The following is a 13,079-nucleotide window of genomic DNA, read 5'->3' as shown; positions in this document are numbered from 1 at the left end:
TTCATTCCAACCGCTACTCTCGCAGCCATTGAAACCAATCTCGGAACTCGCTGAAAATCTCTACAATCTCTCTAAAACACCTTTGGTGTTGTAAGGTTAAGCCTCACGGATCATTAGTACTGGTTAGCTCAATGCATCGCTGCACTTACACACCCAGCCTATCAACGTCTTAGTCTTAAACGTTCCTTCAGGGGCCTTAAAGGCCCAGGGAAGACTCATCTCGAGGCAAGTTTCGCGCTTAGATGCTTTCAGCGCTTATCTTTTCCGCACTTAGCTACCGGGCAGTGCCATTGGCATGACAACCCGAACACCAGTGGTGCGTTCACTCCGGTCCTCTCGTACTAGGAGCAACCCCTCTCAATCTTCCAACGCCCACGGCAGATAGGGACCGAACTGTCTCACGACGTTCTAAACCCAGCTCGCGTACCACTTTAAATGGCGAACAGCCATACCCTTGGGACCTACTTCAGCCCCAGGATGTGATGAGCCGACATCGAGGTGCCAAACACCGCCGTCGATATGAACTCTTGGGCGGTATCAGCCTGTTATCCCCGGAGTACCTTTTATCCGTTGAGCGATGGCCCTTCCATTCAGAACCACCGGATCACTAAGACCTACTTTCGTACCTGCTCGAGCCGTCACTCTCGCAGTCAAGCTAGCTTATGCCTTTGCACTAACCTCACGATGTCCGACCGTGATTAGCTAACCTTCGTGCTCCTCCGTTACTCTTTGGGAGGAGACCGCCCCAGTCAAACTACCCACCAGACACTGTCCTCACCCCGGATTACGGGGCCGAGTTAGAACATCAAACATTAAAGGGTGGTATTTCAAGGTTGGCTCCACGCAGACTGGCGTCCACGCTTCAAAGCCTCCCACCTATCCTACACATCAAGGCTCAATGTTCAGTGTCAAGCTATAGTAAAGGTTCACGGGGTCTTTCCGTCTTGCCGCGGGTACACTGCATCTTCACAGCGAGTTCAATTTCACTGAGTCTCGGGTGGAGACAGCCTGGCCATCATTACGCCATTCGTGCAGGTCGGAACTTACCCGACAAGGAATTTCGCTACCTTAGGACCGTTATAGTTACGGCCGCCGTTTACTGGGGCTTCGATCAAGAGCTTCGCCTTGCGGCTGACCCCATCAATTAACCTTCCAGCACCGGGCAGGCGTCACACCGTATACGTCCACTTTCGTGTTTGCACAGTGCTGTGTTTTTATTAAACAGTTGCAGCCAGCTGGTATCTGCGACTGGCTTCAGCTCCGAGAGCAAGTCTCTTCACCTACGCGCCAGCGTGCCTTCTCCCGAAGTTACGGCACCATTTTGCCTAGTTCCTTCACCCGAGTTCTCTCAAGCGCCTTGGTATTCTCTACCTGACCACCTGTGTCGGTTTGGGGTACGATTCTGTGTTACCTGATGCTTAGAGGCTTTTCCTGGAAGCTTGGCATCAACTACTTCTGCACCGTAGTGCATCGTCATCACGCCTCAGGGTTAATAAGTAACCGGATTTACCAGGTCACTCCCCCTACACGCTTAAACCGGGACAACCGTCGCCCGGCTAGCCTAGCCTTCTCCGTCCCCCCTTCGCAGTAACACCGAGTACAGGAATATTAACCTGTTTCCCATCGACTACGCCTTTCGGCCTCGCCTTAGGGGTCGACTCACCCTGCCCCGATTAACGTTGGACAGGAACCCTTGGTCTTCCGGCGAGCGGGCTTTTCACCCGCTTTATCGTTACTTATGTCAGCATTCGCACTTCTGATACCTCCAGCAACCCTCACAGGCCACCTTCAACGGCTTACAGAACGCTCCCCTACCCAACAACGCCTAAGCGTCGCTGCCGCAGCTTCGGTGCATGGTTTAGCCCCGTTACATCTTCCGCGCAGGCCGACTCGACCAGTGAGCTATTACGCTTTCTTTAAATGATGGCTGCTTCTAAGCCAACATCCTGGCTGTCTATGCCTTCCCACATCGTTTCCCACTTAACCATGACTTTGGGACCTTAGCTGGCGGTCTGGGTTGTTTCCCTCTTCACGACGGACGTTAGCACCCGCCGTGTGTCTCCCGTGATAACATTCTTCGGTATTCGGAGTTTGCATCGGTTTGGTAAGCCGGGATGGCCCCCTAGCCGAAACAGTGCTCTACCCCCGAAGATGAGTTCACGAGGCGCTACCTAAATAGCTTTCGGGGAGAACCAGCTATCTCCCGGTTTGATTGGCCTTTCACCCCCAGCCACAAGTCATCCGCTAATTTTTCAACATTAGTCGGTTCGGTCCTCCAGTTAGTGTTACCCAACCTTCAACCTGCCCATGGCTAGATCACCGGGTTTCGGGTCTATACCTTGCAACTATTCGCCCAGTTAAGACTCGGTTTCCCTACGGCTCCCCTATACGGTTAACCTTGCTACAAAATATAAGTCGCTGACCCATTATACAAAAGGTACGCAGTCACACCACGAAGGTGCTCCCACTGCTTGTACGTACACGGTTTCAGGTTCTATTTCACTCCCCTCGCCGGGGTTCTTTTCGCCTTTCCCTCACGGTACTGGTTCACTATCGGTCAGTCAGGAGTATTTAGCCTTGGAGGATGGTCCCCCCATATTCAGACAGGATGTCACGTGTCCCGCCCTACTCATCGAACTCACAATTAATGCATTTTAGTGTACGGGACTATCACCCTTTACTGTGCGACTTTCCAGACGCTTCCACTAACACAAGAACTGATTCAGGTTCTGGGCTCCTCCCCGTTCGCTCGCCGCTACTGGGGGAATCTCGGTTGATTTCTTTTCCTCGGGGTACTTAGATGTTTCAGTTCCCCCGGTTCGCCTCATACGACTATGTATTCATCGTATGATAGTGCAACGAATTGCACTGGGTTTCCCCATTCGGGTATCGCCGGTTATTACGGTTCATATCACCTTACCGACGCTTATCGCAGATTAGCACGCCCTTCATCGCCTCTGACTGCCTAGGCATCCACCGTGTACGCTTAGTCACTTAACCTCACAACCCGAAGGTGTTTCCACTTTCGTGCTGCTACATTTGAGAGACTCTATGACAGGTTAATCCTTACCCCAATACTTCTACGGAGGGATAAGTTTCAGCTGTCATGTTTCAATTTTCAGCTTGTTCCAGATTGTTAAAGAGCAAAATACTTCGCAGCATACTGTTGCCAGTACACTCTGAAGTATTGAAATACAGGACTATATGGTGGAGCTAAGCGGGATCGAACCGCTGACCTCCTGCGTGCAAGGCAGGCGCTCTCCCAGCTGAGCTATAGCCCCATACAGTCACGTGCAGTACCTTTTCCACTTCGAGAAGTGGTAGGCCTGAGTGGACTTGAACCACCGACCTCACCCTTATCAGGGGTGCGCTCTAACCACCTGAGCTACAAGCCTATAAAGGTATTTCTGCTCGTTACTTTTTCATCAGACAATCTGTGTGAGCACTTCACGCGAATCAATATCATTAGGTAAGGAGGTGATCCAACCGCAGGTTCCCCTACGGTTACCTTGTTACGACTTCACCCCAGTCATGAATCACAAAGTGGTAAGCGCCCTCCCGAAGGTTAAGCTACCTACTTCTTTTGCAACCCACTCCCATGGTGTGACGGGCGGTGTGTACAAGGCCCGGGAACGTATTCACCGTAGCATTCTGATCTACGATTACTAGCGATTCCGACTTCACGGAGTCGAGTTGCAGACTCCGATCCGGACTACGACGTACTTTATGAGGTCCGCTTGCTCTCGCGAGTTCGCTTCTCTTTGTATACGCCATTGTAGCACGTGTGTAGCCCTACTCGTAAGGGCCATGATGACTTGACGTCATCCCCACCTTCCTCCGGTTTATCACCGGCAGTCTCCTTTGAGTTCCCACCATTACGTGCTGGCAACAAAGGATAAGGGTTGCGCTCGTTGCGGGACTTAACCCAACATTTCACAACACGAGCTGACGACAGCCATGCAGCACCTGTCTCAGAGTTCCCGAAGGCACTAAGCTATCTCTAGCGAATTCTCTGGATGTCAAGAGTAGGTAAGGTTCTTCGCGTTGCATCGAATTAAACCACATGCTCCACCGCTTGTGCGGGCCCCCGTCAATTCATTTGAGTTTTAACCTTGCGGCCGTACTCCCCAGGCGGTCGACTTAACGCGTTAGCTCCGGAAGCCACGCCTCAAGGGCACAACCTCCAAGTCGACATCGTTTACAGCGTGGACTACCAGGGTATCTAATCCTGTTTGCTCCCCACGCTTTCGCACCTGAGCGTCAGTCTTTGTCCAGGGGGCCGCCTTCGCCACCGGTATTCCTCCAGATCTCTACGCATTTCACCGCTACACCTGGAATTCTACCCCCCTCTACAAGACTCTAGCTTGCCAGTTTCAAATGCAGTTCCCACGTTAAGCGCGGGGATTTCACATCTGACTTAACAAACCGCCTGCGTGCGCTTTACGCCCAGTAATTCCGATTAACGCTTGCACCCTCCGTATTACCGCGGCTGCTGGCACGGAGTTAGCCGGTGCTTCTTCTGCGAGTAACGTCAATGAACAGTGCTATTAACACTGAACCCTTCCTCCTCGCTGAAAGTGCTTTACAACCCGAAGGCCTTCTTCACACACGCGGCATGGCTGCATCAGGCTTGCGCCCATTGTGCAATATTCCCCACTGCTGCCTCCCGTAGGAGTCTGGACCGTGTCTCAGTTCCAGTGTGGCTGGTCATCCTCTCAGACCAGCTAGGGATCGTCGCCTAGGTGAGCCATTACCCCACCTACTAGCTAATCCCATCTGGGCACATCTGATGGCATGAGGCCCGAAGGTCCCCCACTTTGGTCCGTAGACATTATGCGGTATTAGCTACCGTTTCCAGTAGTTATCCCCCTCCATCAGGCAGTTTCCCAGACATTACTCACCCGTCCGCCGCTCGTCACCCAGGAGCAAGCTCCCTGTGCTACCGCTCGACTTGCATGTGTTAGGCCTGCCGCCAGCGTTCAATCTGAGCCATGATCAAACTCTTCAATTAAAAGCTTGATTTGCTTCAACTCGTGAAGCGATGCTCGAAAATTAACTTTCGTAATATTCATCAGTTAAACACGTCAACTAAATGAATTATTGCTTGGTCACTCTTCAAGACTTGATATTTTTTTGAACCCGAAGGTTCTGGATATCGTCTTGTGGAGTGCCCACACAGATTGTCTGATAAATTGTTAAAGAGCAGTGAGTTAGCCGCCGTAGCTTGCTATCTCGAGGTGGCGTATAATACGCTTTCCTCTTTCAGAGTCAACCCCTAAATTTCAGGATTTTTTCTCTTCGAACCCCGGAGACTCTGTGAAGTTGTTCACATGTTCCGTGTCGATGGAGGCGCATTATAGGGAGTTCCTCGCAGGCCGCAACAGGTATTTTCGACAAAAACGATCGTTTGCTGCATTCCACAGCAAAAGCCCGCCTTATACCCTGTTGTGCACAAACTTATCCACAGAAGCCATTTGCACGGAAAATTTACGAGCGCCACGCAAACGTTTTCGCTACAATTCCCCGCGACGAAACGCTCCCCTTTTTATGGGGGCGTTACCTGAATTTGTGCCCGATACCCTCTTTATAGAGAGAAAAACCTTTCCTTATAGAGAGTAGAAGGTGGAAATTCACGTAACGCTCTTTTATTGCGACTCCAAAGCCAAGGGATAAAACCATGCAACAACCTCGTCCAATCCGCCGGGCCCTGCTCAGCGTCTCTGACAAAGCCGGTATCGTTGAATTCGCCGAAGCGCTTTCAAGCCGTGGCGTTGAACTGCTCTCCACAGGCGGTACCGCTCGCCTGCTGGCAGATGCCGGTCTACCTGTTACCGAAGTTTCCGACTACACCGGCTTCCCGGAAATGATGGATGGACGAGTAAAGACGCTGCACCCGAAAGTGCACGGTGGCATTCTGGGCCGTCGCGGCCAGGACGATGGCATCATGAGCCAACATGACATCAAGCCGATCGACATGGTGGTGGTAAACCTGTATCCGTTCGCCCAAACCGTGGCGCGCCCGGAATGCTCGCTGGAAGATGCAGTAGAGAATATCGACATCGGCGGCCCGACCATGGTGCGCTCCGCGGCCAAGAACCATAAAGACGTCGCCATCGTGGTAAAGAGCAGTGACTACGCCGCTATCATTACCGAGATGGATAACAACGACGGCTCACTGCAATACGCCACCCGTTTCGATCTGGCTATCAAGGCGTTTGAACACACCGCCGCTTACGACAGCATGATCGCCAACTACTTCGGCGCGCTGGTGCCGGCCTACCATGGCGAAACCGAGCAGCCTTCCGGTCGCTTCCCTCGCACGCTGAACCTTAACTACATCAAGAAGCAGGATATGCGCTACGGTGAGAACAGCCACCAGCAGGCCGCCTTCTATATAGAAGAGAATGTTCAGGAAGCTTCTGTCGCCACCGCCGATCAGCTACAGGGCAAAGCGTTGTCGTACAACAACATCGCCGATACCGATGCGGCACTGGAGTGCGTGAAAGAGTTCGCCGAACCGGCCTGCGTTATCGTCAAGCACGCCAACCCCTGTGGCGTGGCGATAGGCGACGATATTCTGGCAGCCTATGAGCGTGCCTATCAAACCGATCCTACCTCCGCGTTCGGCGGCATCATCGCCTTCAACCGCGAACTGGACGCCGCCACTGCGCAAGCCATTATAAGTCGTCAGTTTGTGGAAGTGATTATCGCCCCTAGCATCAGCCAGGAAGCGCGCTCCCTGCTGGCCGCCAAACAGAACGTCCGCGTGCTGGCCTGCGGCCAATGGCAGCAACGCGTTGCCGCTCTGGACTTCAAGCGCGTCAACGGCGGCTTGCTGGTGCAGGATCGCGATCTGGGCATGGTGAGTGAAAGCGATCTGCGCGTAGTGTCCGAACGCCAACCTACCGCTCAGGAATTGCGTGATGCGCTGTTCTGCTGGAAAGTGGCCAAGTTTGTTAAGTCCAACGCCATTGTTTATGCGCGCGACAACATGACCATCGGCATAGGTGCGGGGCAAATGAGCCGCGTTTACTCAGCCAAGATCGCCGGCATCAAAGCCGCCGACGAAGGTCTGGAAGTCAAAGGCTCCGCCATGGCGTCCGACGCCTTCTTCCCGTTCCGTGACGGCATCGATGCCGCGGCAGCCGTTGGCATCACCTGCGTGATCCAGCCAGGCGGGTCGATCCGTGATGATGAAGTGATTGCCGCCGCCAACGAACACGGCATTGCGATGATCTTTACCGATATGCGTCACTTCCGCCATTAATCCTTTTTGCTGCGTGCGCTGCGGCGCACGCCCTTCGTGGAGCACCTGATGAACATTTTAATTATCGGCAACGGCGGACGCGAACACGCGCTGGCCTGGAAAGCAGCCCAATCACCGCTGGCGGACAAAGTTTACGTAGCACCGGGCAATGCCGGTACCGCGCTGGAACCAGGTCTTACGAACGTCGAGATCTCCGCTACCGATATTCCGGCCCTGCTCGCTTTTGCCCAGAGCAACGATATCGGCCTCACCATTGTCGGGCCGGAAGCGCCGCTGGTGATTGGCGTGGTTGACGCCTTCCAGGCCGCCGGCCTGAAAATCTTTGGCCCCTCTCAGGCCGCAGCCCAGTTAGAAGGCTCTAAAGCCTTCACCAAAGATTTCCTGGCGCGCCATAATATTCCAAGCGCCGAGTACCAAAACTTTACCGAAGTCGAACCGGCGCTGGCCTATGTTCGCAGTAAAGGTGCACCGATCGTCATCAAGGCCGACGGCCTGGCGGCCGGTAAAGGCGTGATTGTTGCCATGACGCTGCAGGAAGCGGAAGACGCCGTGCAAGACATGCTGGCAGGCAACGCCTTCGGCGATGCAGGCCACCGCATCGTGGTGGAAGAATTCCTGGATGGGGAAGAAGCCAGCTTTATCGTCATGGTCGACGGTGAAAACGTAGTGCCGATGGCCACCAGCCAGGATCACAAACGCGTCGGCGATGGCGACACCGGCCCGAACACCGGCGGTATGGGGGCTTATTCCCCGGCGCCAGTGGTGACCGATGAAATCCACCAGCGCGCGATGGACCAGGTTATCTGGCCAACCGTGCGCGGCATGGCGGCGGAAGGTAACACCTATGTCGGCTTCCTTTATGCCGGGCTGATGATCTCTGCGGACGGTCAACCGAAAGTCATTGAATTCAACTGCCGCTTTGGCGATCCGGAAACCCAGCCGATCATGCTGCGTCTGCGCTCTGATCTGGTTGAACTGTGCCTGGCCGGTGCGGAAGGTAAGCTGGATGAGAAAACGTCTGAATGGGATGAACGTCCTGCGTTGGGCGTGGTACTGGCAGCCGGCGGTTATCCGGGTGACTATAACAACGGTGAGGTCATTCAGGGTCTGCCGCAGCAAGAAAGCGCCGACGGCAAGGTATTCCATGCCGGCACCCGTATGCAGGGTAACGACGTGGTGACCAGCGGTGGCCGCGTGCTGTGCGTTACCGCGCTGGGTGAAACGGTGGCTCAGGCGCAACAACGCGCTTACCAATTGGCGGATGGCATTCAGTGGACAGGCAGCTTCTGCCGTAAGGACATTGGCTATCGTGCGATTGCACGCGGCAAATGATCTGAACGCTAAAATCTCTGAGGGCTCCGCCATGCGGGGCCTTTTTTATAGCTGATCTTCTTTCGGCTCCCAGCGGCAAAAATCGTCGTTTGCCACCAGCAGCAGTTCACGCCCTTCCGGCGCATCCAACCAGGCAATATTCACCGGTTGGCTGCTGTTGCGGGCGCGACGCTCAATCCAGGCTTCGGCACTGCCGTCCAGCCCTGGTTTCAACGTTTGGCCATCGCAGGTTTGCACCGTGCCCTGTTGCCAACGCCCCTGCAGCAGTTTCACATTGCCGGCACGCAGCGCATTACTCACTTCAAGCACTCGACGCGCCTGGTATTGGTACAGCGCGATTTCATCGGCGGTCAGTTGTTCACGCCGCGTGGCCAGTTGACGCTGCATAAAGCTTACTTCGCCGTCATCGGTGAAGCGAAGTTGAATAGAGTCACGATCGCCATCGGCATCGGTGCGTTTAATCTGGCGCAGTTCGCCGTTTTGGTATTCGTACAGCGTGGTGACGGTGCCCGGACCGCGATAAGGACTGTAGACGCTCATCAGCACCTGTGGGCGATGCCGATCGTCGTCTTTGCGCCACAGGCGAATAACGCCCTGGTCGGCCACAAAGCCGCTGGCACTAAAGGCAGGGGGATCTGAATGACTGCTGCAGGCGCTCAGGACACCGGCAAGGCCGATGACCATGAGCGCCTGTCGGATAAACAAAAGGGGCGCTATTGCCCCCCTGTTTAATCTTTTCACCAACACGCAGTATTACTTAACCGCGTCTTTCAGTGCTTTACCAGAAACGAACGCAGGCACGTTAGCAGCTGCGATTTTGATTTCTTTACCAGTCTGCGGGTTGCGACCAGTGCGCTCGTTGCGGTGGTTGACCTTGAAAGTACCGAAACCAACCAATTGTACTGCATCACCTTCTTTCAGAGACTCAGTAATAGCAGCCAGGGTGGATTCCAGAGCCAGTTTAGCTTGTGCTTTGGAAAGGTCAGCCTTGTCCGCGATTACATCAATCAGTTGAGTCTTGTTCATAAGTTATCCTTACAGTGTGTTTATCGTTTGCAAAGCATCGAGTGCGACGGATATGCCGATTGACAGCACTCCCTGCATACACGCACCGATAGCCACTTTTTTTACGCCCCCCAAATGTAGACCAGACAGGGTGCGGATGTGAAGCCTTAAGGCATGACAAATCAGGCGTTAAATCACGTTTTCTTGCCTTATTGCGTTAAATTTATCCCGATATTACTCACCGCGGCCTCGCGGAGGTCAGAACGCAAGCCTTTGATCAGCTCTAAATCGCGTTCCTCGCAGTCAGCCAACAGGCGGAAAATTTCCCATTGGATGTCCCATTCTTCCTCTACCGCAGGCAAAACCTTGAGCTCATCGTCGGTCATTTCTTTACCGGCCTGAGTCATTTCCAACATCGCCACGGTGCGAATTGACGTTTCGCTAATGGCGATGGCGTGCTCTAGCGTCTCCCCGCTGAGTCGCGAATGGATCAGTTCCCCTAATGCGATACAGGCGTCAATAGCCGGGTAAACGCCGTAAAGATCGTAATCTTCTGCCGAAGGTATCGCCTCTTCCAACTTCTCCAGCTGGCTGTCAAAGTTGACCTTGGCGTCCTTGACCACCAGCGTTTCCCACACCAAATCCAGAATGCGGCGGTAAATCGCCGGATCGCCAAACTCGGTTTGCAGGCAGAACATCTGGTAATTCGGATACATACGCTCGCACAAACTGGCCATAAAGGTCAAATGTTGCCAGCTTTCAAGCTTTTCCAGACGTAAATGGATCGGGTTACGTAGCATTATTCACTCTCTTACGCGTTATCTGCGCCGCAGTGTACCCGAAATTGGTCATTGCGACACCTCTGGATGCTGCTGCAACCAGCGCTGGAAGGCCGGCCGGCGCGAGGCGATGGCATCGGCCCAGCGCGTAGGTTCCGGCAAACGGTAGCCCGCCATGCAACGTTGTACCCAGGCCAACGCACTGTCGGCCCCGACGCGGTGGCCGGTAGAGATAAACAACGGGTTACAACGCGCCTTGCTACGCCACACCCAGCCAAGCTGCTCGCCTTTATCTTCCAGCGGCGCCAACGCGCCGGCGGCTGCGTCCAAAGGGGCGAATTTACCGCACAGGCGCTTTTTGGCGACGCCAATGGTCGGTACGTCGACCAGCAGACCGAAATGGCTGGCAACGCCCAGACGGCGCGGGTGTGAGATACCATGGCCGTCGACAAAAACCAGGTCCGGCTTCTGCTGCAATTGCTCCCAAGCCGCGAGCAACGCAGGATATTCACGAAATGATAAAAAACCGGGAATGTAAGGCAGGGTGGTCGCGACACGAGCCACCCGGTACTCCACCAGCTCCAGCGATGGATAGCGCAGAATGGCAATGGCAGCACGCGTCACCTCACCTTCCTGTTCAAAGCCCACGTCGGCACCGGCAATAAAGGCCGGCGACTCGGTCTGGAAGTCATCGTAACGAATCACTTCCGAGGCGCGCTGCAATTGCTCCGCGCGTAGGGCTTGAGTATCTATCACGTTCGGTCCTTAGCGATGGTATTTGCCCGATTGAGCGTGAACCGCCTCGACAAAGGCGCCGGCGTTTTCTGGTGGCACATCCAAATGAATGCCGTGACCCAGATTGAAAACATGCCCTTCACCGTGACCGAAACCGGCCAAAATAGTTTCCACTTCCTGGGCAATACGCTCAGGTGGCGCATACAGCATAGAAGGATCCATGTTACCCTGCAGCGCGACTTTATCCCCTACGCGACGGCGCGCGTCAGCGATGTCGGTCGTCCAGTCAAGACCCAGCGCGTCACAACCGGTGGCCGCCATAGCCTCCAGCCACTGGCCACCGCCTTTGGTGAACAGCGTGACCGGCACGCGGCGGCCATCGTTTTCACGCAGCAGCCCATCGACAATCTTATGCATGTAATGCAGAGAGAATTCGCGGTAGTCACGTCCGGTCAGCACGCCGCCCCAGGTATCGAAAACCATCACCGACTGCGCGCCGGCTTTGATCTGGGCGTTGAGATACAAAATGACGCTGTCTGCCAGCTTATCCAGCAGCAGGTGCAGCGTAGCCGGCTCCGCATACATCATTTTTTTCAGCTTGGTGAAGGCCTTGCTGCTGCCGCCTTCCACCATATAGGTCGCCAGGGTCCACGGGCTGCCGGAGAAACCGATCAGCGGCACTTCGCCTTTGAGCTCGCGGCGGATAGTACGCACCGCGTTCATCACATAGCCCAGCTCCACTTCCGGATCGAAGGCCGGCAACTTGTCCACGTCGGCACGACAGGTAATCGGCGAGGAGAAACGCGGGCCTTCGCCGGTTTCGAAATACAGCCCCAGCCCCATAGCATCGGGAATGGTGAGGATGTCGGAGAACAGAATGGCCGCATCCAGCGGGAAGCGGCGCAACGGCTGCAGCGTAACCTCGCAAGCCAGTTCCGCGTTCTTGCACAGCGACATAAAATCACCGGCCTGGGCACGGGTGGCTTTGTACTCCGGCAAATAACGACCGGCCTGACGCATCATCCATACGGGGGTCACATCCACCGGCTGACGCAGCAGCGCGCGCAGGTAACGATCGTTCTTCAACTCATTCATTTATGGGGCTCCCTTATTCATCTGCCGCTATTGTAGCGAGTTATTGCTCGCGGCATAAGGCTACGGTGTCCTCTATCAGGCGACGCGCCACGGTGCCGGGCGGCGGCAAAAGCGGCAACCGATCGTAGCGGTACCAGCCGGCGTTAAGCAGCTCTTTCGGATCGTGACGGATCTCACCCCGATGGTAATCGGCCATAAAGGCCATCATCAGCGAATGCGGGAATGGCCAGGGTTGCGAGGTGACGTAGCGCAGGTTTTTGATTTCAATATTACTTTCCTCCATTACCTCGCGCGCAGCCGCTTGCTCCAGCGTTTCGCCGACCTCAACAAAACCGGCCAGGACAGTATGAATTCCACCGCGATGGCGCACGTGCTGGGCCAGCAGGATCTCGTCGTCACGTCGAATGGCAACAATCACGCAAGGGGCGATTTGCGGGTAGTAGCGCTCGCGGCAATTGCCGCACAGACAGGCACTCTCCGTGCGACTGAGGTGCATCTCATGGCCGCAGTAACCGCAGTAGCGATGGGAACGGTAAAAGTCGGCCAGTTGCACTCCCCTACCGGCGAGCTGGAACAGTCCACGATCGAGCTCAAGCAGTTGGCGTACCGAGCCCATGTCCTGCGGCATCGCCTGACGGACAAGCCAGACCGGCAGCCCTTCCCATTCACCAATAGCCCTGGCCATTCGCCCCTGCAGGGAGAATGACGCCGCCAAACCACACGGCAATTCACCGTTTGGTAACCAAAGTTTGCTTTCATGGCTGACAATCCACCAGCCATTTTCATTACCCGTTAATGCAAGTTCCATATCGTTGTTGCACAACCTCAGCTTCACTGGCACTCTACAAATCGGCCTTGTAACATTT

At 54.8% G+C, this 13,079-nt stretch carries 8 protein-coding genes, 2 tRNA genes and 2 rRNA genes; 2 read left to right on the top strand and 10 right to left on the bottom strand.

The window, feature by feature from the left end; genetic code table 11:
* Positions 1 to 92 precede the first annotated feature (92 nt).
* The 4 genes from H0S68_RS01485 to H0S68_RS01470 all read right to left on the bottom strand — a co-directional run bounded on the left by H0S68_RS01485 (position 93) and on the right by H0S68_RS01470 (position 5,011).
* A 23S ribosomal RNA gene (locus tag H0S68_RS01485) occupies positions 93 to 3,000 on the bottom strand.
* A 205-nt stretch (positions 3,001 to 3,205) separates the two neighbouring features.
* A tRNA-Ala gene (locus H0S68_RS01480) sits at positions 3,206 to 3,281 on the bottom strand.
* A 37-nt stretch (positions 3,282 to 3,318) separates the two neighbouring features.
* Positions 3,319 to 3,395, bottom strand: a tRNA-Ile gene (locus H0S68_RS01475).
* A gap of 75 nt (positions 3,396 to 3,470) precedes the next feature.
* Positions 3,471 to 5,011, bottom strand: a 16S ribosomal RNA gene (locus H0S68_RS01470).
* Together the 16S and 23S rRNA genes with 2 tRNA genes alongside form the textbook arrangement of a ribosomal RNA operon.
* Before the next feature lie 666 nt (positions 5,012 to 5,677).
* On the opposite strand from H0S68_RS01470, the gene purH reads away from it, so the two are divergent.
* Both purH and purD read left to right on the top strand, forming a co-directional pair.
* On the top strand, positions 5,678 to 7,267 hold the full coding sequence (gene purH, locus H0S68_RS01465; protein WP_409325774.1) for a bifunctional phosphoribosylaminoimidazolecarboxamide formyltransferase/IMP cyclohydrolase: 1,590 nt from the start codon (positions 5,678 to 5,680) through the stop codon (positions 7,265 to 7,267).
* Positions 7,268 to 7,315: 48 nt separating this feature from the next.
* Positions 7,316 to 8,599, top strand: a complete 1,284-nt coding sequence (purD, locus tag H0S68_RS01460; protein ID WP_046374688.1) for a phosphoribosylamine--glycine ligase — start codon at positions 7,316 to 7,318, stop codon at positions 8,597 to 8,599.
* 45 nt (positions 8,600 to 8,644) lie between these two features.
* Here purD and H0S68_RS01455 read toward each other — a convergent pair whose 3' ends face one another.
* The 6 genes from H0S68_RS01455 to nudC all read right to left on the bottom strand — a co-directional run bounded on the left by H0S68_RS01455 (position 8,645) and on the right by nudC (position 13,021).
* Positions 8,645 to 9,283 (bottom strand): DUF1481 domain-containing protein, encoded by a 639-nt coding sequence (locus H0S68_RS01455; protein WP_020828727.1) that lies wholly within the window; start codon positions 9,281 to 9,283, stop codon positions 8,645 to 8,647.
* 69 nt (positions 9,284 to 9,352) lie between these two features.
* Positions 9,353 to 9,625: a nucleoid-associated protein HU-alpha gene (gene hupA / locus H0S68_RS01450; protein ID WP_012004757.1), complete on the bottom strand. Its 273-nt coding sequence runs from the start codon at positions 9,623 to 9,625 to the stop codon at positions 9,353 to 9,355.
* A gap of 188 nt (positions 9,626 to 9,813) precedes the next feature.
* Positions 9,814 to 10,404 (bottom strand): YjaG family protein, encoded by a 591-nt coding sequence (locus H0S68_RS01445; RefSeq protein ID WP_004953973.1) that lies wholly within the window; start codon positions 10,402 to 10,404, stop codon positions 9,814 to 9,816.
* 48 nt (positions 10,405 to 10,452) lie between these two features.
* Positions 10,453 to 11,139, bottom strand: coding sequence for a deoxyribonuclease V (gene nfi, locus H0S68_RS01440; protein WP_046374690.1), 687 nt, complete (start codon positions 11,137 to 11,139; stop codon positions 10,453 to 10,455).
* A gap of 9 nt (positions 11,140 to 11,148) precedes the next feature.
* On the bottom strand, positions 11,149 to 12,213 hold the full coding sequence (hemE, locus tag H0S68_RS01435; RefSeq protein ID WP_176984653.1) for a uroporphyrinogen decarboxylase: 1,065 nt from the start codon (positions 12,211 to 12,213) through the stop codon (positions 11,149 to 11,151).
* Positions 12,214 to 12,253: 40 nt separating this feature from the next.
* A complete protein-coding gene (gene nudC / locus H0S68_RS01430; protein WP_020828730.1) occupies positions 12,254 to 13,021 on the bottom strand; it encodes an NAD(+) diphosphatase in 768 nt (255 codons plus the stop codon).
* Positions 13,022 to 13,079: the final 58 nt, after the last annotated feature.

This window comes from Serratia sp. AXJ-M (assembly GCF_046531865.1).
GTDB lineage: Bacteria > Pseudomonadota > Gammaproteobacteria > Enterobacterales > Enterobacteriaceae > Serratia > Serratia liquefaciens.
The sequence above is the reverse complement of the archived record's forward strand: the minus strand, read 5'-3'. Positions and strand labels throughout refer to the sequence as shown.